25 protein-coding genes and 1 riboswitch are annotated in these 23,986 nt (G+C 55.2%); of the genes, 8 read left to right on the forward strand and 17 right to left on the reverse strand.

Annotation, left to right across the window (positions count from 1 at the left end; all coding sequences use genetic code 11):
* Window positions 1–244: 244 nt before the first annotated feature.
* Complete coding sequence (locus tag Q0N43_RS10625; protein WP_295446162.1) at window positions 245–454, reverse strand: cold-shock protein; 210 nt, start codon at window positions 452–454, stop codon at window positions 245–247.
* A gap of 253 nt (window positions 455–707) precedes the next feature.
* Window positions 708–1,001: a hypothetical protein gene (locus Q0N43_RS10630; RefSeq protein ID WP_295446164.1), complete on the reverse strand. Its 294-nt coding sequence runs from the start codon at window positions 999–1,001 to the stop codon at window positions 708–710.
* 149 nt (window positions 1,002–1,150) lie between these two features.
* Here Q0N43_RS10630 and Q0N43_RS10635 point away from each other — a divergent pair, with 149 nt between their 5' ends.
* Window positions 1,151–2,131 carry a Stealth CR1 domain-containing protein gene (locus tag Q0N43_RS10635; RefSeq protein ID WP_295446166.1) on the forward strand — a complete coding sequence of 327 codons (981 nt, stop codon included), beginning with the start codon at window positions 1,151–1,153 and terminating at the stop codon, window positions 2,129–2,131.
* A gap of 3 nt (window positions 2,132–2,134) precedes the next feature.
* Here Q0N43_RS10635 and thiC read toward each other — a convergent pair whose 3' ends face one another.
* The 4 genes from thiC to Q0N43_RS10655 all read right to left on the reverse strand — a co-directional run bounded on the left by thiC (window position 2,135) and on the right by Q0N43_RS10655 (window position 5,837).
* Window positions 2,135–4,009, reverse strand: coding sequence for a phosphomethylpyrimidine synthase ThiC (thiC, locus tag Q0N43_RS10640; protein WP_295446167.1), 1,875 nt, complete (start codon window positions 4,007–4,009; stop codon window positions 2,135–2,137).
* 74 nt (window positions 4,010–4,083) lie between these two features.
* Window positions 4,084–4,189, reverse strand: a riboswitch (TPP riboswitch).
* Window positions 4,190–4,211: 22 nt separating this feature from the next.
* Window positions 4,212–4,973, reverse strand: a complete 762-nt coding sequence (locus Q0N43_RS10645; RefSeq protein WP_295446169.1) for a sulfite exporter TauE/SafE family protein — start codon at window positions 4,971–4,973, stop codon at window positions 4,212–4,214.
* A gap of 1 nt (window position 4,974) precedes the next feature.
* Complete coding sequence (locus Q0N43_RS10650) at window positions 4,975–5,508, reverse strand: rhodanese family protein (protein WP_295446171.1); 534 nt, start codon at window positions 5,506–5,508, stop codon at window positions 4,975–4,977.
* The gene (locus Q0N43_RS10655) at window positions 5,505–5,837 is read right to left on the reverse strand and encodes a metalloregulator ArsR/SmtB family transcription factor (protein ID WP_366845966.1); all 333 of its coding nucleotides are present in this window, start codon (window positions 5,835–5,837) and stop codon (window positions 5,505–5,507) included. Before Q0N43_RS10655 ends, Q0N43_RS10650 begins: the two co-directional genes overlap by 4 nt.
* Before the next feature lie 65 nt (window positions 5,838–5,902).
* On the opposite strand from Q0N43_RS10655, the gene Q0N43_RS10660 reads away from it, so the two are divergent.
* Window positions 5,903–6,763 carry an MBL fold metallo-hydrolase gene (locus tag Q0N43_RS10660; RefSeq protein WP_295446173.1) on the forward strand — a complete coding sequence of 287 codons (861 nt, stop codon included), beginning with the start codon at window positions 5,903–5,905 and terminating at the stop codon, window positions 6,761–6,763.
* Between the two features lie 25 nt (window positions 6,764–6,788).
* Here Q0N43_RS10660 and Q0N43_RS10665 read toward each other — a convergent pair whose 3' ends face one another.
* The 3 genes from Q0N43_RS10665 to Q0N43_RS10675 all read right to left on the reverse strand — a co-directional run bounded on the left by Q0N43_RS10665 (window position 6,789) and on the right by Q0N43_RS10675 (window position 8,863).
* Window positions 6,789–7,658 (reverse strand): MipA/OmpV family protein, encoded by an 870-nt coding sequence (locus Q0N43_RS10665; RefSeq protein ID WP_295446175.1) that lies wholly within the window; start codon window positions 7,656–7,658, stop codon window positions 6,789–6,791.
* A 76-nt stretch (window positions 7,659–7,734) separates the two neighbouring features.
* The gene (locus Q0N43_RS10670) at window positions 7,735–8,157 is read right to left on the reverse strand and encodes a DUF2141 domain-containing protein (protein WP_295446212.1); all 423 of its coding nucleotides are present in this window, start codon (window positions 8,155–8,157) and stop codon (window positions 7,735–7,737) included.
* The gene (locus Q0N43_RS10675; protein ID WP_295446177.1) at window positions 8,120–8,863 is read right to left on the reverse strand and encodes a sterol desaturase family protein; all 744 of its coding nucleotides are present in this window, start codon (window positions 8,861–8,863) and stop codon (window positions 8,120–8,122) included. Before Q0N43_RS10675 ends, Q0N43_RS10670 begins: the two co-directional genes overlap by 38 nt.
* A gap of 267 nt (window positions 8,864–9,130) precedes the next feature.
* On the opposite strand from Q0N43_RS10675, the gene crtY reads away from it, so the two are divergent.
* From crtY to Q0N43_RS10695, 4 genes are all read left to right on the forward strand, one after another.
* Window positions 9,131–10,297, forward strand: coding sequence for a lycopene beta-cyclase CrtY (gene crtY / locus Q0N43_RS10680; RefSeq protein ID WP_295446179.1), 1,167 nt, complete (start codon window positions 9,131–9,133; stop codon window positions 10,295–10,297).
* Window positions 10,294–11,781 carry a phytoene desaturase gene (locus Q0N43_RS10685; protein WP_295446181.1) on the forward strand — a complete coding sequence of 496 codons (1,488 nt, stop codon included), beginning with the start codon at window positions 10,294–10,296 and terminating at the stop codon, window positions 11,779–11,781. The genes crtY and Q0N43_RS10685 overlap by 4 nt, the downstream gene beginning before the upstream one ends.
* Window positions 11,778–12,359 (forward strand): TIGR00730 family Rossman fold protein, encoded by a 582-nt coding sequence (locus Q0N43_RS10690; RefSeq protein WP_295446183.1) that lies wholly within the window; start codon window positions 11,778–11,780, stop codon window positions 12,357–12,359. Before Q0N43_RS10685 ends, Q0N43_RS10690 begins: the two co-directional genes overlap by 4 nt.
* 142 nt (window positions 12,360–12,501) lie before the next feature.
* Window positions 12,502–13,431, forward strand: a complete 930-nt coding sequence (locus Q0N43_RS10695) for a phytoene/squalene synthase family protein (RefSeq protein WP_295446185.1) — start codon at window positions 12,502–12,504, stop codon at window positions 13,429–13,431.
* Here Q0N43_RS10695 and Q0N43_RS10700 read toward each other — a convergent pair.
* The 8 genes from Q0N43_RS10700 to Q0N43_RS10735 form a co-directional block, all read right to left on the reverse strand.
* Entirely contained in the window at window positions 13,428–14,222 is a 795-nt protein-coding gene (locus Q0N43_RS10700; protein WP_295446187.1) for a 3'(2'),5'-bisphosphate nucleotidase CysQ, read from the reverse strand. The genes Q0N43_RS10695 and Q0N43_RS10700 overlap by 4 nt on opposite strands.
* The gene (locus tag Q0N43_RS10705) at window positions 14,215–15,561 is read right to left on the reverse strand and encodes a TldD/PmbA family protein (RefSeq protein WP_295446189.1); all 1,347 of its coding nucleotides are present in this window, start codon (window positions 15,559–15,561) and stop codon (window positions 14,215–14,217) included. Before Q0N43_RS10705 ends, Q0N43_RS10700 begins: the two co-directional genes overlap by 8 nt.
* Before the next feature lie 46 nt (window positions 15,562–15,607).
* Window positions 15,608–15,955: a hypothetical protein gene (locus tag Q0N43_RS10710; protein ID WP_295446191.1), complete on the reverse strand. Its 348-nt coding sequence runs from the start codon at window positions 15,953–15,955 to the stop codon at window positions 15,608–15,610.
* Between the two features lie 69 nt (window positions 15,956–16,024).
* Window positions 16,025–16,663, reverse strand: a complete 639-nt coding sequence (queE, locus tag Q0N43_RS10715; RefSeq protein WP_295446192.1) for a 7-carboxy-7-deazaguanine synthase — start codon at window positions 16,661–16,663, stop codon at window positions 16,025–16,027.
* Window positions 16,660–17,343 (reverse strand): 7-cyano-7-deazaguanine synthase QueC, encoded by a 684-nt coding sequence (queC, locus tag Q0N43_RS10720; RefSeq protein WP_295446194.1) that lies wholly within the window; start codon window positions 17,341–17,343, stop codon window positions 16,660–16,662. The genes queE and queC overlap by 4 nt, the downstream gene beginning before the upstream one ends.
* Window positions 17,344–17,462: 119 nt before the next feature.
* Complete coding sequence (locus Q0N43_RS10725) at window positions 17,463–18,395, reverse strand: hypothetical protein (RefSeq protein ID WP_295446196.1); 933 nt, start codon at window positions 18,393–18,395, stop codon at window positions 17,463–17,465.
* A gap of 63 nt (window positions 18,396–18,458) precedes the next feature.
* The gene (locus tag Q0N43_RS10730) at window positions 18,459–19,295 is read right to left on the reverse strand and encodes a hypothetical protein (protein WP_295446198.1); all 837 of its coding nucleotides are present in this window, start codon (window positions 19,293–19,295) and stop codon (window positions 18,459–18,461) included.
* Window positions 19,296–19,686: 391 nt separating this feature from the next.
* Complete coding sequence (locus tag Q0N43_RS10735; RefSeq protein ID WP_295446200.1) at window positions 19,687–20,382, reverse strand: type 1 glutamine amidotransferase domain-containing protein; 696 nt, start codon at window positions 20,380–20,382, stop codon at window positions 19,687–19,689.
* Between the two features lie 573 nt (window positions 20,383–20,955).
* Here Q0N43_RS10735 and Q0N43_RS10740 point away from each other — a divergent pair.
* Together Q0N43_RS10740 and Q0N43_RS10745 are read left to right on the forward strand one after the other, a co-directional pair.
* The gene (locus tag Q0N43_RS10740) at window positions 20,956–21,912 is read left to right on the forward strand and encodes a Coq4 family protein (RefSeq protein ID WP_295446202.1); all 957 of its coding nucleotides are present in this window, start codon (window positions 20,956–20,958) and stop codon (window positions 21,910–21,912) included.
* A 369-nt stretch (window positions 21,913–22,281) separates the two neighbouring features.
* Complete coding sequence (locus Q0N43_RS10745) at window positions 22,282–23,700, forward strand: HAMP domain-containing sensor histidine kinase (protein WP_295446204.1); 1,419 nt, start codon at window positions 22,282–22,284, stop codon at window positions 23,698–23,700.
* The last annotated feature ends 286 nt before the right edge of the window (window positions 23,701–23,986 follow it).

Raw genomic sequence — 23,986 nt, forward strand, 5'->3', positions numbered from 1 at the left:
TATCGAGCGCAGCGCTGCTGCAGAAATGCCTCCGCAACCCGCCCCTGCCCCGCAAGCAGCGCCGCCACCCCAAGGCGCGTTCGCACCGCAAGGCTATGGCCAACAGCACCAAGGCTATGGGCATGGCTACCCGTATAAAAAGCGCAGAAAGTCGTTTCTGGAAGAGCTGTTCGACTAAACCTCGGCGCGTGACACAAAAAAAAGGCCGCCTTTCGGCAGCCCTTTTTTTTAACATTTCGGCTGATTAATCAGCTGAAGACAGGTTAATGGCCGAAGCCTTACCGTTGCGGCCGATTTCGACTTCGAAATTCACGCGCTGTTCTTTATCAAGCGAGTGCATGCCGGCTGCCTGAACGGCCGAGATGTGCACGAAGCTGTCATCACCGCCGCCATCAGGCGCGATAAAGCCATAGCCCTTGTCTGCATTGAAAAATTTTACGGTGCCTACTGGCATAATATGTTCCTTTCACGAAACAGGTGACCACCTGACAACAGCGCCAAGTGGGTAGCCAAGTCGTGGTAGGAAAAACGTTGCCCGTTCCGATCATATGACCGAAGACGCGCCTCAAAAATCCGTCGCGGTCGACGATAGCGTTCCGTCCGTATAGGCCTGATTTACATAATGTGCAAACCAGAAGCGCAGAGTAGCGACTTATGCGCTCATACCCCCATTTTCGGCCACTCCGCCGCAGGCGTATTGCTCAGGGTCAGGACCCTAGTCTTTTCCGGTTGGCGACCACGCTTTTGGCATAATGCGCGATGCTGCCGCTGATGATCGCCTCGGGGCTGCTGCCCAGCTTTCCGGTCATCAGGTCGCAGCCAAGTGCAATGTTAGCCGCGACCTTCTCCGTCACCATCCGCTCCACCTCTTGCACCGCCGCTGGCCCGCCTTGCACCAGGCTACCTATACGCATCGCGATCACCATATTGGATTCGGCGGCAAGCGCCCAAGCATCCATGCCGATGTCGAACCAATTGGGGTTTTTCGGTGTTGTGGTCATGCCCAACCCTAACCCGCCCAGCCAAAATGTCACGCGGCAATACTGAGGCGGGAGTTGCTGCGCCGCCTGCCCCCCACCCATAGTTTCCATTTCACAAAACCGTCACATACTCCTAAGGCGCGACACCTTATATGTGCAGAGTGTCTTTAATGTTTGAAGTTGATGCGGTTATCACTTGGGTGGACGGGGCGGATCCGGCGCTGAAGTTAAATCGTGATTGTTATCTCGCAAAGGCGAATGCGCTCGCCAAAACGGGGGCCAAAGCGCCGTTGCATGACAATGGCACTAACCCCCATCGGTGGCTGTGCAGTGACGAGCTGAATTATTGCGTGCGTTCCATCGCCAACAACGCGCCGTGGGTGCGGCGGATCTGGATTGTGACCGATAATCAGACGCCCGAAATCATGCAGCTTCCCCCCGAAATCGCCGCAAAGATCAGCATCGTTGATCACAGCGAGATTTTTGCAGGGTATGAGGAGGCGTTGCCCACGTTCAATTCGCTGTCGATTGAAACGATGTTGTGGCGCATAGAGGGGCTGGCCGAACATTTCTTATATTTCAACGATGATGTCTTCCTGACCGCGCCAGTAACACGATCGGATTTCTTTGCCGCCGATGGCCCGGTGCTGCGCGGCAAATGGACGAACCACAGCGACCTTGCCGCAAGCGGCGCAGCGCGGGATGAGGCCAGCCTGCTAAACCATTTTAATCAAATCAACGCTGCACAGATGATTGGCTATACCGCCGACCAAGTGTTCGAAAGCGCGCATGTCGTCCACCCGATGCAGCGTTCGGTGATGGCGGAATTATTCGACACATATCGCGAGGCGTTCATCACCAATGCCAGCTATCGTTTTCGCGATGCGGGGCAGTTCCTGCCGCAAAGCCTGCATAATCATGCCTGCCTTGCCGACGGCAGCGCCGCGATATTGGACACGCGCGATTATTTGCATGTCGCGGTCGGCGCGACCGACGCTTGGTCCGCCGATGATGTCAGCAGCTATTTATGCGGCCGCGAATGGGACGCGATCAAATTCCTGTGTGTCAACGACTTGCCAGAGGTCGAACGCAGCTTCCCCGATGCCCGTTTGTGGATCGAGGAAGCGATTACCCGCACAGGTGCCGCCTAACGCTTAATCATGTTCACGGTCGCCCGCGCCCATATATAGCTCGCGGCCGGTTTCGTCATAGACCTTGCTCATTTGCGCCATGCCGGCCTCTGCCTCTTCTGCCGCCACGAAATTGTCCGCTGGCTGGTTTTGCAGCTTGGCAAATTCGCGCACTTCTTGGCTGATCTTCATCGAGCAGAATTTCGGCCCGCACATGCTGCAGAAATGCGCGGTCTTTGCGCCTTCGGCTGGCAGTGTCTGGTCGTGATATTGCTCGGCCGTGTCGGGGTCGAGGCTTAGGTTGAACTGGTCGCGCCAGCGGAATTCGAAGCGTGCCTTGCTTAACGCATCGTCTCGGACTTGTGCGGCGGGGTGCCCCTTGGCCAAGTCGGCGGCATGTGCGGCAAGCTTATAGGTGATCACGCCGACCTTCACATCGTCACGGTCGGGCAGGCCCAGATGCTCCTTTGGCGTGACGTAGCACAGCATCGCGGTGCCGTACCAACCGATCATCGCCGCGCCGATGCCGCTGGTGATATGGTCATAGCCCGGCGCGATGTCGGTGGTGAGCGGTCCAAGCGTGTAGAATGGCGCTTCGCCGCACACCTCAAGCTGCTTGGTCATATTCTCCTTGATCTTGTGCATCGGCACATGGCCGGGGCCTTCGATCATCACCTGAACGTCGGATTTCCACGCGCGGTGGGTCAGCTCGCCAAGTGTGTAGAGCTCGGCAAATTGTGCTTCGTCATTGGCGTCGGCAATCGATCCGGGACGTAGGCCATCGCCAAGCGAATAGGCGATGTCATAGGCCTTCATAATCTCGGTGATGTCGTCGAAATGTTCGTACAAGAAACTTTCCTTGTGATGCGCAAGGCACCATTTCGCCATGATGGAACCGCCGCGTGACACGATGCCAGTCATGCGCTTGGCCGCCAATGGGACATAAGGCAGACGGACGCCCGCGTGGATGGTGAAATAATCGACGCCCTGTTCGGCCTGCTCAATCAACGTATCGGCAAAGATTTCCCATGTCAGGTCTTCGGCCACGCCGCCGACCTTTTCCAGCGCCTGATAAATCGGCACGGTGCCGATGGGGACGGGCGAATTGCGGATGATCCATTCGCGCGTGTCGTGAATGTTGCGGCCAGTGCTTAAGTCCATGACGGTATCCGCGCCCCAGCGGATCGACCAGACCATCTTGTCGACCTCAGTCGCCACATTCGATGCGACCGCGCTGTTGCCGATATTGGCGTTGATCTTGACCAAGAAATTGCGGCCAATCGCCATCGGTTCGGATTCAGGGTGGTTGATATTGTTGGGAATGATCGCGCGGCCACGGGCGATTTCGTCGCGGACAAATTCGGGCGTGACATAATCAGGGATCGACGCGCCAAAGCTTTCGCCGTCACGCTTATATTCGGCAAGCCGCGCGCGGCCCAAATTCTCGCGCTCGGCGACATATTCCATTTCAGGGGTGATGATGCCCTTACGCGCATAATGCATTTGGCTGACGTTCATGCCTGGCTTAGCGCGAAGCACCTGTTTGCGGACATTGGGGAATGGCGCAACGCCGCCGCTGCGGTCGGGGCCAAGCTGGCCATTGTCCTCAGGGCGGACTTCGCGCTGGAACACCTGTTCGACATCGCCGCGTTCGTGAATCCAGCTGGAGCGGATTTCTGGCAGGCCGGCGTTTATGTCGATTTGCGCGTCGGCGTCGGTATAAGGGCCGCTTGGGTCATAAACGCGGACGGGGGCGTCATCGCAGCTTGGGTCGAGATATATCTCGCGCATGGCAACGCGGCGCGGGCCGACATAGATTTTCTTGCTGCCGCGAATGGGGCCAGTGGTGACGCCGATTTCGGTCCCTGTCATTTCGGTGCGCGCGGGAATGTCTGCCATATAATCTCTCCAAAATTTCATAAGGAGAGCGAGTAAGCGTGAAGACCGGGGTCGGTCCTCGCCAGTCCCCCGGACTGGCTGCGGTCTCACCTCCCTACGCCCGCATCAACGGGATCAGGTTCAGCGGGTCGGATGGCGTTACCCATCCCTCTCAGTCACACGACTCCCCGGGGATGGAAATCGAATAGACGAGACGGCGCTGTCAGTCCAGCAGGATGAATATTGCGACGGCAATAACCATCAAAGCGAATATCGTACGTGCGACGGCGGTGCGTTTTTCGAGCAGCTTCGCCAATGGCAATGCGGCCAATGTTCCGCCTGCGCCACCTGCAACCAAAGCGCCGAACAACGGCCAGATAAGCTGCCCTGACGCGGCATAAGACAGGCTGGTTGCGCCACCGAATAAGCTGACCGACACTAAAGATGATGCACCAGCATTGGCGAGCGTCATGCCGGTCGACGCCATCAACCCCGGCGCAATCAGGAAGCCGCCGCCAATACCGAAAAACCCTGCGGCAAGCCCAGCGATCAAGCCAACCGGCGCAAGCTTAAGCACCATCGGGGCGGTCAGGCGAACTTTAGGGTCACCTTCGCTTTTCTTTGGAATGAGCATTGAGCCTGCAATTGCGATCATCGCGACCGCAAACCACATCAGGAGGGCATCACCATCCACTTGCTTGGCCAATTGCGCGCCCACAAGCGCACCTGCAAGGCCAGCTATGCCGAAGGTGATGGCGCAGGGCCATTTTACGCGCCCTGCCCGTGATTGCGCGGCAAGGCCGATGGTCGCATTGACCGCAACTGCCGCCGCCGAAGTGCCAATCGCGGCATGGGTATCGGTCAGGCCAACGACATAGATCAGCCATGGCGTTGCCAGCACCGATCCACCGCCCCCAAACAAGGTCAGCAGCAGCCCAATCAGCATCCCGCCCAATGCGGCAATCAGCAGGGTTTCCATACCCATATCAAGCCGGCTTTGCGCGATTCCACGGCGCGAGTATCAACAACCGCGCCATACCGCAAAATCCGCTGACACCTGCGAAAGTGAGGCCTGCACCAACAAAGCCAGCAAGCACAAACCAGACCGGCGTAACCAGAAAGCCAAGGATGACGCCGATGAGTACAAGTGACCCCGCCGCAATCTGCACCTGCCGCATGATTTCCATCGGCGCGTCAGCATCAGTTGCAACGGGCAGCCCCGCCTTCACCCACGCATCCAATCCGCCATCAAGAACAAACGCATCGCCACGTATACGCGCCGCCAGCCGGTCGCAGGCCCCTGCCGTCCGCATACCAGAGCGACAGGTGATTATGACATCGGCGTCTGGATCAACCGACAGATGCGCCTTTTCCCAAGTCGACAGCGGTTGCGACTGCGCGCCGGTGATATGGCTGCGTGCAAATTCATCTGCCTCCCGAATGTCGACCAAGATGGCGCGTCCGGCATCCAAGCGTGCACGCACCTGTTGCGGTGAAAGTGGGTGAAGCATGACAGTCATAAGTTCGTCCTCATTTCGGGTGGGCAGAATAACTCGGCCAGCGTCTGTATGATGCGCATCGCGGCATGATCTGCGACGCGGTAATAAATGGTCTGGCTTTCACGCCGCGTCACAACGACGCCTTCGTCACGTAACAAGGCCAGATGCTGCGACAAGGCCGATTGCGACAGGCCAACACGCGATTGGATTTCACCCACCGACAATTCCCCATCGGCAAGCTGGCACAAGACCATCAATCGTTTTTCATTGCTGAGCAAACGCAGCAACGCCGCTGCGCGGCCAGCACTTTCCTCAAACAGACCGAGGTCGAAACGAGTCATATCAAACATGATGTGATTATATGCTTTTAATCTAATTTAGCAAGTGCTAATATAAAAATAGAAGGAGACGACTCATGCATCCGTCCGTCCAAGCTTTTTTCGATCATGCGACCAATACCGTCAGCTATATTGTCCACGACCCCGCCACGAAAAAGGCCGCGATAATTGACCCGGTCCTCGATTTCACGCCGCGTAATGGTCGAATAGCTGCAACTTCCGCCGATGCGTTGCTTGCGGCGGCAGCAGATCAGGGTCTCGACATCCTTTATGTGTTGGAAACACACGCTCATGCCGACCATCTTTCGGCCGCGCATCATCTGCGCGAAGTCACGGGTGCCCCTGTGGTCATTGGCGCGCAGATTACCCAGGTTCAGGCTATCTTTGGCGCATTGTTTGAAGCCGACGATATCACCCGTGACGGCGCAGCGTTCGACCGTTTAGTGCAGGACGGCGACACGCTGCCTCTTGGCGATTTGACAATAAACATTCTGCACACGCCCGGACACACACCCGCTTGTGTAACTTATGTCATCGGTGATGCAGCATTTGTCGGCGACACCATGTTCATGCCGGATTATGGCACCGCGCGCGCTGATTTCCCCGGCGGAAGCGCGCACGCGCTTTACGGGTCCATACGCAAGATACTCGACCTGCCGCCTGAAACGCGGATGTTTGTCGGCCATGATTATTTGCCGGAAGGGCGACGTGACTTTGTCTGGGAAACAACCGTTGCCGAACAGCGCGCGCATAATGTTCACGTGCATGACGGAATAAGCGAAGCCGAGTTTATTGCGATGCGCACTGCGCGCGACAAAACATTGGAGGCGCCGCAGCTTATCCTGCCCGCGCTTCAGGTGAATATCAGGGGCGGCGCACTGCCACCGACATCACCCGGCGGGCATATCTATCTAAGATTGCCGATAAACGCGCTATAGTGCGGCTTCATGTTCGCCGATCCGGTCAAAAAGTATAGCTGATCCCGCCTGCCATAAACCATTGGCTTGCGTCGCCACGCAGCGACGTGACGGGCGAACGGGCGGCGTCGTTGGTTAGCCGGGAATAGTTGATGAAACCATAGATGCCCCAACCGCCGTCGCGCGCATCGCCCGACAAATCCACCCCGCCGAGCAGGCTAGCGCCATAGCTTTTCCAGCCGCCATTGGCGTCGAATACCGGCAGACCGCTGGCGATGCTGCCGACCTGATCGATGCTGAAATAGGTGTCGGCGTAATTGCCGTCTACATGCGTTGCCGACAGGCTGATGCTGGTGAATATCGCCGTCGACAATGGCGTCGAATACGCAATGCTTGGGCTAATGATGCGGCCCTTATGTGCGCCGGCCACATCCCATTGGATGTCGCTGGAAATCGTCACGGTGTCGAAGGGATGCAGAATACTGGAAAATGACACCCCAGCGGTGGCCCCGACCTCAATCGCGACATCTTCCTTGCCCAGCAAACGGACGACGGGGTCCTTGATATTGCTGTTGCGGTCCATGCGCACGCGGAACAAAGGGCCAGCGAGAAATTTGACGTTACGTCCGCTATTGCCATCGGCGATGAGGTCAACATAGAGCCCAGGGCCACGCGCGCCAAAGTCAAAACCACCAACACTGCCTTGTGCAAGCGGTGCAGGGAACAAGACGTAATCGTCCGATCCGTCATAGCTTGGGCCATAGCCAGCGCCGAGACCGACCGCGACCCAGTCACCTGCAAATACGCCACGATTTGGCATTTCGGCGGCTGGCGCTTCGCCATCTTGCGCAAAGGCGGGTGCGCACAGCGCGACGCTGATACATAAGGCGACAGCGCAGCTATTAAAAACTCTCATGAAATGCTCCCGTTCAACCAAAGCTGGAAACCACCCAAATGTTCACTTAGTTCCGCTCACATCACAGCTATGCGCGTTAGAGCATGTATTTCATTTTAACGTGCTGGCTGACTTCGGCAGCATTAATAGCAAAAGCCGCAGCTTTGAATTTCGGCGGCCCAGTGACGATCGCGGGGTTGCGCGAAAAACCAAAGCCTTCTTTTGGAAGGAATATGGCCATGTCCATTTTGCTATTGCCATTTTCATCATGGACCAAGGCAATAGCATAAGTGCCTTGGGCAATGCCGCGGAAGGAAACCTGAGCAGAATCGCGCGCAGGTACAGTGGCGCGAAAGCTTTTCGGATCTTTACTGCAGTCCGGGAAAAAGCGGGGGTTTGCGGTAACACAGACCAGAACATTGCCCTTCATATTGCGCAGGCCGGAAATACTGACCTCAAGCGCAGCGGGGGATTCTGTTGCCTCAGCCGCGCTCGTGAGGGCGGCGGCTCCAATCGCCAAGGCCAAGATCAGTGCCACATTTTTTGTCCCAAAACCTGAAATATAAACCATAATTCCCCCGATATGCGTCATGGTGCTTCTGGTGGTGTGTCGCCGTTATCAACCAGCGCCCCAAACTGCCGTTCACTATGAACTTGGGAAAGCATTCCCACCCCATATGGTTGGTCACGCCCATGATCGTCATGATCGCTAGCACAGCGCCTAATGCCCCGACATGAACGGGAATTAAAAAAACCAGCACGGGAATGACGAATGCGCCGGACAACGCCTCCCACGGATGAAACGACATTGCCGCCCATGCAGTCGGCGGGCGGCTTTCATGGTGAACCGCATGTGCGGCCTTGAACCAGAACGGCCGATGCATAAGGCGGTGTGTCCAATAAAACCAAGTGTCATGCGCAAACAGATAAAGAAAAACCGACACGGGTACATACCAAAAAGGAAACGCGTTCACGTTAGTGTAGATCTGGGTCCAGCCACGGCTATCCCAGCCCCAAGCAACAATTCCGGCAGGAATGCCATAGATGGCGGCGCTGGCAAGGCTCCAGCTGATCTCACGCTTAATTTGGCGGTCGAGACCATAATATAGGCCTGGCGCACGTATCTTGGTCGCCCAAGCAAACGCGCCGCTGACAAGCACATAGCGCGCGCCCACAATCGCCGTCATCGCCGCAGCAGACAAAATCAAAACAAGCAAGCTATCCATATGGTGTTCTTAGCCTTTTTGTGATTACTTTAGCAAATTGTGCGTTTTAAACGCTTTCGGCGCCGATATACGGACAACATCACCATAGTGCATTACCGATAATAGCCCGTCATTATGGTTATCCGGGTTATCTAATTGTTTTGCGCCTGAATAGCATGTAAAAAATATTGCTCCATCGCGCCGCTGGTAAAAAGGACGGCTTAGAAAGCTGTGCATTACCGTGGCACGCCCCTTTCCCTTGCAAAATGACTGCGCTAGGACGACGGCGTGACTATCGACAACATCAAATGTGACGTTGCCATCGTTGGCGGCGGTCTTGCTGGCGGGCTGATCGCGCTGGCACTTGCCAAGTTGCGGCCCGAGTTACATGTTGTGCTCATCGAACAAGGGCAAAGCTTTGGCGGCAATCATATCTGGAGCTACTTTGCGAGCGACATTTTGCCTGAGCATCGCTGGCTGACTGCGCCTTTGGTCACCTATGGCTGGTCGGGCTATGACGTGAAATTTCCCGCACACAGCCGTTCGCTTGATAATATTTATTACACCATCGAATCTGAACGCCTGGATTGGGTCTTGCGGCATAATCTGCCAGCATCTTCCTTAATGCTCGGCCGCGAAGTAAAGGCGGTTTCCCCGCGTCTCGTGGTGCTCGACGGCGCGCAGCGGATCAACGCAGGCGGTGTTATCGATGTGCGCGGCGCTGGCGATTTGAACCATCTCGACTGCGGTTGGCAAAAATTCACTGGGCAATTGATGCAATTGTCCGAGCCGCACAACATCACCAAGCCAATCGTCATGGACGCCACGGTGGACCAACATGACGGCTATCGTTTCGTTTACGTCCTGCCCTTTGGTATGGACCAGCTGTTTGTCGAAGACACCTATTATAGCGACAAGCCCGACCTTGACCCGCGCATTTTGCGGCAACGGCTGGCCGCTTATGCCGATGAACAAGGCTGGAAAGTCGAACGCGTTCTGCGTGAGGAAAATGGCGTTTTACCAGTTGTTATGGGCGGCGATCTGGAAAGCTATTGGAATAGTGGAAGCGGCCGGACAGCCAAGGCCGGCGCGCGGGGTGCATTTTTTCAACCCGTCACGAGCTACTCCCTGCCCGATGCCGTGCGCAACGCGATTTTCATTGCAGAGCAGCCGGAACTTGACGGTGACAAGCTGAACCTCGCTTTACGTCAACGGGCAGAGGAGCATTGGCGTAAGGGCAGATTCTTCCGTATGCTGAACCGCATGCTCTTCCGCGGCGCAGATGGTGCCGACCGGTACAAGATATTGGAACGCTTCTACCGGCTTCAACCCAGTTTGATTGAGCGCTTTTACGCTGGAAACACGACCCTAGGGGATATGGCGCGGATCCTCTCGGGTAAGCCACCCATTTCCATAGGACGGGCGATAAAGGCGATCTGGGGCAAGAAAAGGTGACCAAGACAGCTGTCGTCATCGGCGCCGGGTTTGGCGGCCTCGCACTCGCCATTCGCCTGCAGTCCGCAGGGATAGCGACCACAATAATCGAAGCGCGGGACAAGCCCGGTGGCCGGGCTTATTATTGGGAGAAGGATGGCTTCACCTTTGATGGTGGCCCGACCGTCATCACCGATCCGCCGTGCTTGGAAGAATTATGGGCGCTGTCTGGGCACAAGATGGCAGACGATGTTGAACTGATGCCGGTGTTCCCGTTTTACCGCCTCAATTGGCCGGATGGCACGAATTTCGATTACTCCAACGATGCGCCGGGCCTGCAAATAGAGATCGAGAAATTGAACCCTGAAGATGTTGCGGGCTATCGCAAGTTCCTAGAATATTCAAAGGGCGTGTATCAACAAGGCTATCAAAAGCTTGGTTCCGTTGCGTTTATCGACTTTGCCTCAATGATAAAGGCCGCGCCGGCGCTGATGAAATATCAGGCATGGCGCTCGGTCTATTCGATTGTCTCTTCCTACGTCAAAGATGAGAAATTGCGCCAAGCGCTATCGTTTCACACCTTGCTCGTTGGCGGCAATCCCATGAGCGCCAGCGCAATTTATGCGCTTATCCACACCATCGAAAAAGAAGGCGGCGTCTGGTTTGCCAAGGGCGGCACAAACCGCGTCGTCAATGCCATGGCGACGCTTTTCGAACGGCTTGGCGGGACCGTTCGTTTGGGCGATGCGGTCGAAGAAATTGAAACACGCGGCGACAAGGTCATAGGCGTACGCACAAAATCGGGTTGGCGCATGGATTGCGACATGGCGGCATCAAATGGCGATTTGATGCACACATACAACGATTTGTTGACTGGCAATAAACGCGGCGAACGGGCGGCCAACGCCCTTCGTCGTAAAAGCTGGTCGCCTTCTTTGTTCGTGCTGCATTTGGGCATAAAGGGAACTTGGCCTGGTATCCCGCACCACATGATATTGTTTGGCCCGCGCTATAAGGGGCTGATGGACGATATCTTCAAATATGGCGTCGTGCCCAAAGACACTGCGCTCTATTTGCATCACCCAACCGTCACCGACCCAAGCCTTGCGCCCCAAGGTTGCTCGACTTTTTATGTCCTCGCGCCCGTCGCCCATTTGGGCAAAGCGCCGCATGATTGGGATGGTGATGTGGGTGAGGCGATGAAGGAACGGATATTGGACGAGCTGGAACGCCGCCTGATCCCTGACATCCGCAGCCGCATCATCACGCAGTTCCATTATACACCCACAGATTTTGGCCGCGACTTGTCAGCGCATTTGGGCAGCGCGTTCAGCCTTGAACCCGTCCTCTGGCAATCGGCCTATTTGCGCGCGCACAACCGCGATGACGCGATATCGAACCTGTATTTTGTCGGCGCAGGCACGCACCCCGGCGCTGGCATCCCCGGCGTTGTGGGTAGCGCAAAAGCAACGGCCGCATTGATGTTAGAGGACGCACATTCGTGAAACGCCTTGCAGTATATTGCGGGTCAGCGACGCCTGAAAATCCCATATATATCAACGTCGCGTACGAAGTCGGAAAGGCGTTGGCCAAACGCGGCATCGGCGTTGTCTACGGTGGCGGACGGCTGGGCCTGATGGGCGCAGTGGCCGATAGCGCGCTGGAAGCAGGCGGCGAAGTGATTGGCATTATCCCAGAGGCTTTGGTGGGCGCAGAAGTCGCGCACAAGGGCTGCACCGAACTGCATGTGGTATCGGGCATGCACGAGCGCAAGCAACGCTTCACCGACTTGTCCGACGGTTTTATTACCATTCCCGGCGGCGTGGGCACGATGGATGAATTGTGGGAAGCGATCAGCTGGTCGCAGCTTGGCTATCACCAAAAACCCGTTGGCCTTTTGAACGTCGCCGGGTTTTTTGACCAGTTAATCGAATTTAACCAGAATATGATCGACGTTGGTTTCATTCGGCCACAACATGCCGGGATTATGATCGTCGATGATAATCTGGATGGCCTGTTGGCCAAAATGGCGGCCTATGTACCGCACAAAACGATTTTCCAGATGAAAGCGGACGACCTGTGACTCCTCCCCGATACGGGGAGGGGGACCATGCGCAGCATGGTGGAGGGGCACCCGATAAGGCCCCTGACCAAGAAGGCATGTATTCCCTGCACCTGCCCCTCCACCAGCCTTCGGCTGGTCCCCCTCCCATGGCAGGGGAGGAATGATGTTCAACCGCCCCGCACTCGTCGCATTTGCGCAAGAAAGCATCTCGCGCGGGTCGAAATCCTTTCGCTTCGCCAGCCGGCTGTTCGACAGGACAACGCGCGAGCGGGTGTGGTTGCTGTACGCATGGTGCCGCAAATGTGACGATATGGCCGATGGGCAGGACCATGGCGGCGCGATGGAGGCGGTCACGGACCCGCAGGCGCGGTTGCAGGCGATACGCGAACTGACGGCAATGGCGCTCGCCGGAAAACCCACGGGCGAACCAGCCTTTGACTGCTTGGGTGTGGTCGCACGCGAATGTGGCCTCACGCCGCGCATGGCAGAGGATGTAATCGAAGGCTTTGCCCTCGACGCTGCGGACTGGCAGCCGCGCCGCGAAAGCGACCTGTATCAATATTGCTACCATGTCGCAGGCGCGGTTGGCGTTATGATGGCGGTGGTCATGGGCGTGCCAGCTGATGATGACTCCACGCTCGACAGGGCCTGCGACCTTGGCCTTGCTTTTCAGCTTGCCAATATCGCCCGCGACATAGCGGAAGATGACGCGGCTGGCCGATGCTATTTGCCCGATGATTGGCTCGCCATGCTCGATATCGGACCCGGCGAACATATGAAGCCGCATAACCAAAAAAAACTGGCGCTGATGGGCCGCTGGCTCGCGGATGAGGCTGAGCAGTATGAGGCATCGGCACGCGTTGGTGCCAAGCATTTGCCCTTGCGCGCCCGCTGGGCAGTCTTGTCAGCGGCCGGCATTTACGGCGAAATCGCCCGCAAGGTCCGCGCTGCCGGTGCGCAGGCCTGGGAACAACGGATTTTCACCAGCCGGCCAGAGAAATTCCGATGGGTGCGCAAGGCGTTTGTTGACGCGGTCGCGAACAATCCACGTTATATGGATCGCGGTTCATTGTGGACGCGGTCTAGCTAAGCGAGCAGTTGCGTCGCCCTACCCGACAGGCGCGCCACTGCCGCCTGATGAATCCCCGGCGCGCAACAGATTAGGCCGAAATCCAATGGCGCGCGTTTGTTATAGCGTATAGCTTGCCCCAACGCGTCGGTAACAATCCCGCCTGCCTCCTGCGCCACCAAATGCGCCGCCGCGATGTCCCATTCATTGCCCCATCGCAACGTCGCGACAAGATCCGCACGGTCGCAGGCAACCATCGTCATGCGCATGGCAATGCTGTTGGGCTTAGTCACCGTCACCAAATCCGCATCCAGTTTTGGCAAATCATCGGCAGGCACGCGTGATCCGGCGAAGTCCAGCCGGGTGCTGCCCTTAAGCCGCGCTCCATTGCAGGTTACGCCTTCCCCGTGCGCCGCTACCCAGACTTTGCCTTGCGCAGGTGCTGCCATCACGGCGAAGACCGGCAGGCCATCGGCCACCAAAGCCACCGACACGCACCATCCGCTGCGCCCGCGCACATAATCGCGGGTGCCGTCAATCGGGTCGACGAGCCACAGTAGTCGAGCGTCCAGCCGTGACGGGTCATCAACGGTTTCCTCTGACAACCAAGCCGCTGCAGGCAAAATGGCCCGCAGCCTTTTGGTGAGAAAGGCGTCAACCGCCATATCGATGTCGCTGACAGGGTTATTCTTGCCCTTGTCCCACACGTTCGTGTCGGCGGCAGCGCCCTCCCGCCAACTGGCAAAGGCCAATGCTGCGGCCTCTTGCGTGGCTGCTACCACAGCATCCCGGTCAAGCTTGCGTTCAGGCACCTGCGATCATCATGCCGTCGATGCGCAATGTTGGCACGTTCATGCTGCGTATGAATTCGAGGTCATTGGCCGCAGTCATGGCCGCAAACATGTCCTTCAAATTACCCGCAATGGTGAATTCGCTCACTGGTCCTGCAATTTCGCCGTTTATAATAAGGAAACCTGCGGCACCCCGGCTGTAATCGCCCGTGACTGGGTTCACGCCTTGGCCTGCGAGCTCATGGATATACACGCCATGTTTGATATCGGCGATCAGTTCCGTGACGCTGACGCTACCACCCTCCAAATGCACGTTGGATGTGCTGACGCCTGGCGCACCGCTGATCCCGCGACTAGCATGGCCAGTGGGTTCAAGCCCCAATTGCCGCGCCGACGCGCTTTCCATTAACCAACCCGTCAACACGCCCTTTTCGATGATATAACGGCGCGCCGTGGGCAGGCCTTCTCCATCAAAGGCGCGTGAACCAAGGCCGCGCATCTGGTGCGGGTCATCGATAATGGAAAGGCCGCTGTCGAACAACTGCGCGCCAAGCGATTCCAGCAGGAAGCTTGTTTTCCGCGCAATCGCCGACCCGCTGATGCCGCCGAGCAAATGGCCAACCAAGGATCCACCTACGCGTGGGTCAAACACCACGGGCATCTGGCCGCTTTTGACCATGCCGGGGTTCAACCGTTTAACTGCGCGCTCCCCTGCCCGGGTGCCAATGTTGGCTGGGCTGTCGAGGTCAGCAAGATGCCGCGCCGACCGCCAGTCATAATCGCGTTCCTTGGAATCACCATCGCCAGACAGCACGCTGGCCGACATGCCATAGCCCGAACCGGATTTAACGCCTGCAAAGCCATGGCTGGTCGCCAGAGCGAAGATACTGCGTCCGGCGCTGGCGCCAGCGCCTTCGCTGTTGTTGACGCCGGGCACGGCGCGCGCCGCGTCTTCGCATTCCAAAGCCGCTGCACGCAGTAGGGCTGGGTCGGGGTCAAGGCCGTCATCGCTATCAAAATCTGGAACAGCCCCTGTCAGCACACGATCCTGCGGCGCGAGGCCCGCATATTGGTCCTCCGGCGCTTCCTTTGCCATATCGATTGCGCGGGTGACGAGCCCTGCCAGAATGTCCGGATTCATATTGGAGGATGAAATGGTGGCGGAGCGTTGGCCGACAAACACACGCAGGCCGATATCTTCGCCTTCGGAGCGGGCGACATCTTCCAACTGGCCAAGCCGCACTTGCACCTCCGTCGAGGCGTCGCAGACATAGACGGCATCCGCCGCGTCAGCGCCTGCCTTCATGGCTTGGGAAACGAGATTTTGCGCGCGATCAAGCGCATGTTGTGGTGTTAGCATGATTCCCGCTTAGGCGCGGGCCGTTACAGCGTCAATCAAGCGGCCTTCAAAAAACCGTACATGCCACCGCCAACACCACCGGAATGGCAATCGCAGCAACCCACAATTTCAACCGTTCGGCAAGATATTGGGTTTCTAGGCCGTCATCTGGATGGGCCGTCGCACACAATGCCTGCCAACGCCGCTCCAAATTCCGGCACAAGGGAATGACGGCAGCGACCAAAAGGACCAAGACAAAATACGGAAAAATAGACGTGCCGCGCGATTCAATCGTCGGCGTCACCAAAAATATCAAGGCCAATGTATACACAACCAGCGCAATCGCGACATGGTCAGACATGCGTTTTGAATAGCTTTTATAGGCGCGCAGAGGCGCTTCTTGGGCTTTTGCCATTTTCTCTCTCCTCTTCCCGTTACAAGACTGTCACTTTCAGCAAGAGGTTTCAAGTAAATTTATACGGCGCTAGGGCAGGCCCAGAATCTTATGATTTTGCAAGGATAAGCGCCATTTCGGCCGCTCCATAACGAAACGCGTGGCCTCTTTGACATTGGCCGCATTTGCACCTGCATCGCCTGTATCCATTGGCTGAATAAGGAAATAGGCAAATTGCCATTGTTCCATAGCATCAACCTCGCTTGTCGGTTGTGGCCACACCAGTTTCAATTCATCGCCAGTGCGTTGAATGACGTCCGATCCAGCCTTTGGGCTGATGCACACCCAATCAATGCCGGGATGCACCATTATCGTGCCGTTGCTTTCAATCGCGATCTGGAAAGCGTGGGCGTGGAGCGCGTCGACGATCCCGTCATCCACCTGCAACATGGGTTCGCCGCCGGTAATCACCGCATAACGCTTGTCGGTGCCATCGCCCCATAACTCAGCAACCTTAGCCGCCAGCGCCTCGGCGTCATACCGCCCGCCATTTTCGCCGTCGATGCCGACAAAATCAGTGTCGCAAAACTGGCATATGGCGCTGGCGCGGTCGGCCTCGCGTCCGCTCCACAAATTGCAGCCGGAAAAGCGCAAGAACACTGCGCGGCGGCCCGCATGGACGCCCTCCCCCTGCAACGTTAGGAAAATCTCTTTAACCGCGTAGCTCATGCGTACATCGTCGGGTCAGGCAGGCCCGCATCGACAAAGCCCTTGGCACGCAGGCGGCAGGCATCGCATTGACCGCAGGCCTTGTCATCCGGGCTTGGGTCATAGCAGGACCAGCTCATCCCCGCATCGAGCCCAAGCCGCGCCGCCTCCCGCGCAATGTCGGCCTTGGTCATATGCAGCAAAGGCGTGTGCACCGTGAAATGGTCGCCCTCAACACCCGCCTTAGTAGCCAAATTGGCCGTCGCCTCAAACGCGCGGATGAAATCGGGGCGGCAATCGGGGTAGCCCGAATAATCAAGCGCATTGACCCCAATCCAAAGGTCGCGCGCATTACGCGCCTCGGCAAGGCCAAGACATAAGGACAGGAATATGGTGTTGCGCGCCGGAACATAGGTCACAGGGATCGCACCAGACTCCACGCCTTCCTTTGGCACATCAATATCCGCCGTCAACGCCGACCCGCCAAAGCGCGTCAAGTCCAACGGCAATATTATATGCTCCTTCGCCCCCAAATGCGCAGCAATGCGGGCCGCGCTGTCCAGTTCAATACGGTGCCGCTGATTATAATCAATGGTCAACGCAATCAGGTCATACCCCGCCTCCCGCGCCAGTCCGGCCACAACCATGGAATCAAGACCGCCCGACAAAAGGACGATTGCGGATTTAGTGTGTGTGCTCATGCCGCCCCCATAGCCGTTCGTCATGGGCAAAGTCGAGACTGCGTGAGTGGGATTGTCTTAGGCGTTATGCACCTTTCACGGTAATTCCGAATTCACGGCTCGAACGTCCTGATGCGGGCTTAAAAGATACAGACCACCGACAAGGAAGAAATGGCGTTATCATAATTCCTAAAGGGGTCATTTGAAGCTCGGTCCGCCATCCGGAACTCCGGCCTTAGAATAACGTGCTTAACAACCGGAATGTCGGCCGACGCATTGACGCTGACACGTTGCTCATGACGGGCCGCGCCGATTGAGGGGGTTATGTTTTTATATCGGCGGTCGCGATAGCCTACGCCCAGTCTGACCTTTGACCCTTTTAGCGCACTATCGCTTGGGATCAGAACATTGCCACTCACCTGCAAGCCGTCGAAGGCGCGGGTTGGGTCGGTCGTCCGCTCCCGTTCATAGCGCAGTGCCAGATTGACATAGCCAAGCCGCCTCATGAAAAAATAAGAGGCGCTGGCGTCGGTATTGTGGGTATCGGCATCAAGGCTCTTTGCGGTTGAAAACACCTTGCGCACATATGTATAGCCGCCGCGCACGAGGAGGCGTTTGGAAATGAAGCCACTTATCGAGGGACTGACCGTCTGCATGTTCAGAAATGGCTTCCCGCCGAGCAGGATGTGAAAAAACCGAGCGTCTGCGCCAATAGCCAATTTGCCGATCCGGGTCATGCCCTCCAATGACGCGCGGTGGATCTGCAAATCATAATCAGTCAGATTGGCGTGCACGGTCTCATCGAAACTATAGCCGACGGACAATTCCGTCTTGCCGAATTTTGCGAAGCGATATTTAGCCGACGCGCCAAGCAAAACGGCATCGTCTGCGCGACTGGTGTTCACGTCCGTCTGCTCGACAATGACGTTGCTATCGTGCTGCACGCCGGTCCTAAGTTCAAAGCTCAGTGGTCCGCGGTCCGCTGCGCGCACGCCAGACGGTGAGGCCATTACAATAAGGCTGAGGAGTGCGACACGCCGCTGCATGAAAGTAAATGCTTTCGAAACGCTCATGGAACCCAGGCGGGCACGACAACTGGCGCAAGATCGACGCCAATCCTTCAGCCTCCAAGAAATTTACTTAAGGTTGGCGCTATCGGGGAGCGCGGCATCAATTTGATCCAGCGAGCGACTGGCTGCCTCCTCTGCCGCGCGGGACGCCACGTCATCAGCCGTGTCGTCAATCCCGCCTCCCCTCCAATTGTACATCACGACTTGGTCCGCATCGCGCAACATCCATGCTGTAGGAATGACAAAAGGGTCAACGGCGTCCTTAGGCTGGTCCTCTACGATCTCAACTTCAGGTTCTTCAATGACGGGGTCGACTATGATCTGAGGTTCTTCAATCGTGGGGTCGACGTGGATCCCAACTTCAGGTTCTTCAATGACGGGGTCGACTATGATCTGAGGTTCTTCAATCGTGGGGTCGACTGGGATCCCAACTTCAGATTCTTCAATGACGGGGTCGACTATGATCTGAGGTTCTTCAATCGTGGGGTCGACTGGGATCCCAACTTCAGATTCTTCAATGACGGGGTCGACTATGATCTGAGGTTCTTCAATCGAGGGGTCGACGTGGATCCCAACTTCAGGTTCTTCAATGACGGGGTCGACTATGATCTGAGGTTCTTCAATCGTGGGGTCGACTGGGATCCCAACTTCAGATTCTTCAATGACGGGGTCGACAACATCAATCGGCGCCACTTCGTCAAACGCCTCAACGATGTCATCAGGCGCGGATAATTCGGGTTGATCGACCGAAACTTCCTCCGCCTCGACAGGGGGAACCTCAATCTGAATATCCTCCGTCACGCCATCAATCACAGACTGCTGTGCGCCGGAAGCAGCACACAAGCCTAAAACGCCAACGGTGAAAAACAACGAGCGCCGACGCAACGAATTGAAAATGCGCATGATTAGAACTTTCTTCGCAAACTATACATAAAGATTACGCAGTAAACCATTACCCGTCAATGATGAATTGTGTGTTCCAAGTCAGCACCAATGGCATAGATTTGATGTTGTGATTTAAGGAGTGTTCTGGTCTGGCAAAGAGTGGCGGTATGCCTGATAGTCAGAGCTAAGCCGTTCGTGAATTTAACCCCATGCACCGTTACAGCAAAACGGCCCGCTGCAATGTCAAAGCACAATCGCCGCAGTCGCTCCTAATGTTCGAGCCGGCCAGCCGACGTATGAATGGCAAGGCTCATGAACGAAACCCAGTTAACCGGACGTGCAGAATAATATGTATGAAGGAACTGTGGGTCCCATCAACCAAAATAGGGAGGTGCCACCCCAGTGGGGTTTAGGGTTTGGATTCTGCCGTCTGGAGGAGTTCGAGTAATTTGTGCGCGACCTCTTCCGACGATTCCGGGTTTTGCCCGGTTACGAGCTTTCCATCGGTCACCACGAATGATGCCCAGTCGAAACTTTTGTGATAGTTACCGCCATTGGCCTTCAGCATGTCCTCAACCAAGAACGGAACAACGTCGGTAAGGCCGACCGCATCTTCTTCGGTGTTGGTGAAGCCAGTCACATTCTTGCCCGAAACCAGTGGTTTACCATCTGCGCCTTTGGGATGCTTGAATACCGCCGAGGCATGGCACACCGCGCCGACGGGCCGGTCGCTTGCCGCAAATGTCTCAATGAGCCGGATGCTGTCGGCATCTTCGGAAAGATCCCAAAGCGGGCCGTGACCGCCGGGAAAAAAGATCGCGTCATAGCCATCTGCCGATACAGTCGACAAAACCGATGTGTTTGCCAGTGCGCGCTGCGCATCCTGATCATCGTTGAAACGCTTTGTGGCTTGCGTCAGCGCATCAGGCGCTTCGCTGCTCGGGTCCAACGGCGGCTGTCTGCCCTTAGGGGAGGCCAAAGTGATTTCAGCGCCTGCATCCTTGAAAACATAATAAGGCGCAGCGAACTCTTCGAGCCAGAAGCCAGTCTTCTTCCCAGTGTCGCCAAGCGTGTCATGCGACGTCAAAATGATAAGTATTTTCATGAAATTTCCCTTAAGCAAAAGTGGAACACGTCGCATCAAGTGATGAATGGAAAACGATAGCAAATGTTCCCGCGCGGCCGCGTTCTAAGCACCTATGCCGACGGGTCGATTGGGTCCATATGCCAGAAAAAACAAAGGCACCCCCGATAGGCGATGCCTGTGTAATTGGTGCGGCGTTAAGGGTGTAACTGATAACACTTATATTATTGATATTATTATTGAGTTTTTTAACGCGAGACTAAACCCGCATGTTGTTTCAGACTTGGAGGAATGTTCCTTGAGTTTCATACAGCGGCTGAAGCACGGCGACTACCCCGACAGTAGGATGAGGCAATGCGAACGTCAGCTTTGCGTCCAAACACCGTCATTTTGAGCGCCAGCTGGCTCCCCCAAAAGCTGACATTACATCAGCAAGTTTGATATGGCTGATGTGTTGGACATATTCCACCTTGATGACCCCGTAATCTTTGTCCCCAACCCTGCCGTTTGGCAGCCTTTTAATTTCATTGACACAACGTCGCGACCACATAGAATCTTTTTGTCAAAACGCGTTTGTTAAGGTTGCAGGCATTCATGACGACAAGAACATTAGAAAAACGATACATTCCCGCTGCTTTGCTGGCTGGATTTCGTTGGCTTAGAAATCCGGTTTCGCAGGGCGGAGCAAAGCAAGTTCCGCGTATTCAAATGTTAGCTCGTGGACCCGAGATACTCGCGGATGTAGAACGTATGCGGGCCCATCCCACGGGCAAAAAGCTTTTGGCTGAACGCCCAGACCTCGGTGTCTTTTTGTCTAATTCCGCTGCCCTTAAAGCGATGCCTGAAGCCAGTCTGGGTCGGACGTTTTATGATGCAATGGATAATCCTGTTGGCGTACCCGGATATTTGCTGGCGGGACTGATTTACAAAGACGGGTTTTTCGACTCATTTGACATGAGCGATGATGCTCGGTTTTATCTAGAACGAATACGTTGGCTCCATGATTTATTCCATGTCGTAAGTGGCTATGCCACCGATCTGGCGGGCGAAGGCATGCTTATCTACTTCCAGCAAGCTTATCTTTATGGTTTGAACTTCAACGCATTGGCGCGATCACCGTTTGGCATCGGCCCGCGTTACTTTCTTCGTCCAGATTGCGGCAAAGCCCGTTGGCAAGAGTATCTACGCGATGCAAATAGTCGTGGACTAAATGCATACAATGTTTGCCCAGCAGTGTTCGCACCATGGGAAGAATTGCTGCCACAACCGTTGATCGACGTCAGACGTCAACTTGGTATTGTGCCGTTTGTCGAGGATAGCTCACGCTGGCTCGATAAGAGTGAGCTTGGCAAAAGGGCATCAACAGGGTTCGGCGCGCATTCAGTCGAAGCAAAGCAAGCACAGTTGGCGCGTAAAGTGGTTGAGGCCGGCGTCGACTACCGCGATCTTTACCGGTTCAGTGACGAGAAAGCTCGCAGCCTGCACCTTTTAGCGGCAAACGGGGCAACGGATGCGCAAATCCGTGAGGCGGCGGCTAGCGGAAGCAGTTAACTCAAGTCGGGGGTATTTTTTGCCGTTGCTGTGCACCGACATCATTTCGTTGGGGACGCTCCAGACCTTTTGTATTCCCTTAACTGACGCTGCTTTCTGTCTGGCGCGTCGATAGTTGATACAGCTTGCTGGACAACCCCCAGGTTATGCACAAAAATCGCATGTGTTTTGCTGACCGAAATTTGATTCGATCGTTGTATTCTTGTGTATTGTGCAAAAATTCTGGCCTAAAAGCGGACCTTCCGAACTCGACCCAATTGCAGCTATCAGTCCTAACTGTTGCGATAGCCTGAATGCTTGTTTTTAAATTGGCTTCGGTTACAAAATATACGCGACGGTTGAAGCTATGCTTGTAACTAGAGGCTCAAGATGACATCTCTTCCTGATTTTGTAGCTACGGCTTCGATTTTTCATTACCTCCTTATGGGGGAACTTGTGATGTTCTCGATCTGTCTCCTCATGATTAAAATAAGAACACGCTCAGTGTATCTTTTTTTAGTTGCCAATGCTGTAGCGATTTTGGCGAACATATTCTTATTGATGGATTTTAAAGATAGTGACAGCCTTGGCAGCCCATTAGGTGAGATGTTATTACTATTATCTTCATCGATCAAATCATTGAGTTTTGCAGACCGAGGCTTCACCCGACAATCTAACCGATTGCCAAGTGTCTTACTAATCATCGGCTTTGTTCAGATCATAGTCGTTTCCGTTTTAGGAGAAACAGATTTTCGTCTATTTTTGATCTCATCTATCGGTATTTTTCTCTCACTTTCAGCCATTTTTTACTTCTTAAATAACAAACATTGGATTGGTCTTCCGAACGTCAAATACTGTGTGACATTATTGGCTTTTTATATAGTGAATTTTGTCTTTACGTTTTTTACCTCTTACCCAATCGGCAGCCAAACACGCTTCATACCAACAGACGGCGCTAGCCCTGATCACATCATCATTACAGCATTGCTTTCATTTTTCTTTCACATGGCATTTATTGGGCTCATCATCGGCAGGCAGGCACGGGAAAACAATTTCAAATCGCGTAAGGCCGTTCGAATTCAGCAGGCAGTTGAACATTCTAAGACCAAGGAGAAAGCCACCGCTGCGCTTGCAGAAGAGCGTTATGATCTCCTAAAATTGCTAACCCATGAGGTGCGCCAGCCACTAAATACAGCGCAGGCGGCCTTGGACAAAATCGGTCAGGAATTACACCGAGAACTGACAACGCCGGACTACATTCAACAAACCCTGATAAAGGCCCAGTCAACAATCAATTCAATGGCGTTGTCTATATCCAACTCAATTCTAGGCGCAACGTTGATAACGCAAGGCCGACCATCACAACTTCACTCGATTGATTTATGTGATGTGGCTCAACTCGCTTTACTCGACTTAGACCCGTCGCAACGTAGCCGTATTCAAACGAGTTTCGAACAGCCGGTAATCTTCGCCAAAGTCGACCCTATTATTTTGCGCCTCGCAATCCGCAACCTGCTCGAAAACGCACTCAATCATTCTCCTTCTGATAAACCGATCTTGTTCGAAATCGTGACTAACGAGGAAAAGTTGGTATTGGACATTCGTGTGACAAATAACCTCATCGATCAATCAACGCTGAGCGCGGATATATTTGAACGGAACAAGCGAGGCGTTGACAGCCGGCACGAGGGGTCTGGCTTAGGTTTATATATCGTTAGAGAAGTAGCTAAATTGCATAAAGGCGATGTTTCTTATCATTTGGTGAATGGCGATCAGGTGGCATTCGAACTTACAATACCAGACCCATAGCAGCGCGTATCTTGCGGAGCATGGTTCCGTATCCAAATCACCAAACCGGCCAAAGGCGTCTGTGCTGAATGGGTGCTATCAGCTTCTATCTACTGAAAGCCGCCGATCCGCTTCCCACCCAATTGCGGTCAGTCTGCTTTTGGAGATACGACGAACCAAACGGCTGTTTATGCCGGCAGATCCAATGCAATTATGAAAGAGGATATCGCAACGACGACCTCAGCCGATGCGAAAGGCTTTGCAATCAAAACACTGTGACGTGCCCCCTTAAAAGTGGGGCTGTATG

The sequence above is a fragment of the Sphingorhabdus sp. EL138 genome (assembly GCF_945882965.1).
Taxonomy (GTDB): domain Bacteria; phylum Pseudomonadota; class Alphaproteobacteria; order Sphingomonadales; family Sphingomonadaceae; genus Sphingorhabdus_B.

Coding starts and splice junctions, on each gene's coding strand:
- Q0N43_RS10625 (WP_295446162.1), bottom strand. CDS start 454: ATGCCAGTAGGCACCGTAAAATTTTTCAATGCAGACAAGGGCTATGGC.
- Q0N43_RS10630 (WP_295446164.1), bottom strand. CDS start 1,001: ATGACCACAACACCGAAAAACCCCAATTGGTTCGACATCGGCATGGAT.
- Q0N43_RS10635 (WP_295446166.1), top strand. CDS start 1,151: ATGTTTGAAGTTGATGCGGTTATCACTTGGGTGGACGGGGCGGATCCG.
- thiC (WP_295446167.1), bottom strand. CDS start 4,009: ATGGCAGACATTCCCGCGCGCACCGAAATGACAGGGACCGAAATCGGC.
- Q0N43_RS10645 (WP_295446169.1), bottom strand. CDS start 4,973: ATGGGTATGGAAACCCTGCTGATTGCCGCATTGGGCGGGATGCTGATT.
- Q0N43_RS10650 (WP_295446171.1), bottom strand. CDS start 5,508: ATGACTGTCATGCTTCACCCACTTTCACCGCAACAGGTGCGTGCACGC.
- Q0N43_RS10655 (WP_366845966.1), bottom strand. CDS start 5,837: ATGTTTGATATGACTCGTTTCGACCTCGGTCTGTTTGAGGAAAGTGCT.
- Q0N43_RS10660 (WP_295446173.1), top strand. CDS start 5,903: ATGCATCCGTCCGTCCAAGCTTTTTTCGATCATGCGACCAATACCGTC.
- Q0N43_RS10665 (WP_295446175.1), bottom strand. CDS start 7,658: ATGAGAGTTTTTAATAGCTGCGCTGTCGCCTTATGTATCAGCGTCGCG.
- Q0N43_RS10675 (WP_295446177.1), bottom strand. CDS start 8,863: ATGGATAGCTTGCTTGTTTTGATTTTGTCTGCTGCGGCGATGACGGCG.
- Q0N43_RS10695 (WP_295446185.1), top strand. CDS start 12,502: ATGATGTTCAACCGCCCCGCACTCGTCGCATTTGCGCAAGAAAGCATC.
- Q0N43_RS10705 (WP_295446189.1), bottom strand. CDS start 15,561: ATGCTAACACCACAACATGCGCTTGATCGCGCGCAAAATCTCGTTTCC.
- Q0N43_RS10710 (WP_295446191.1), bottom strand. CDS start 15,955: ATGGCAAAAGCCCAAGAAGCGCCTCTGCGCGCCTATAAAAGCTATTCA.
- queE (WP_295446192.1), bottom strand. CDS start 16,663: ATGAGCTACGCGGTTAAAGAGATTTTCCTAACGTTGCAGGGGGAGGGC.
- queC (WP_295446194.1), bottom strand. CDS start 17,343: ATGAGCACACACACTAAATCCGCAATCGTCCTTTTGTCGGGCGGTCTT.
- Q0N43_RS10725 (WP_295446196.1), bottom strand. CDS start 18,395: ATGAGCGTTTCGAAAGCATTTACTTTCATGCAGCGGCGTGTCGCACTC.
- Q0N43_RS10730 (WP_295446198.1), bottom strand. CDS start 19,295: ATGCGCATTTTCAATTCGTTGCGTCGGCGCTCGTTGTTTTTCACCGTT.
- Q0N43_RS10735 (WP_295446200.1), bottom strand. CDS start 20,382: ATGAAAATACTTATCATTTTGACGTCGCATGACACGCTTGGCGACACT.
- Q0N43_RS10740 (WP_295446202.1), top strand. CDS start 20,956: ATGACGACAAGAACATTAGAAAAACGATACATTCCCGCTGCTTTGCTG.
- Q0N43_RS10745 (WP_295446204.1), top strand. CDS start 22,282: ATGACATCTCTTCCTGATTTTGTAGCTACGGCTTCGATTTTTCATTAC.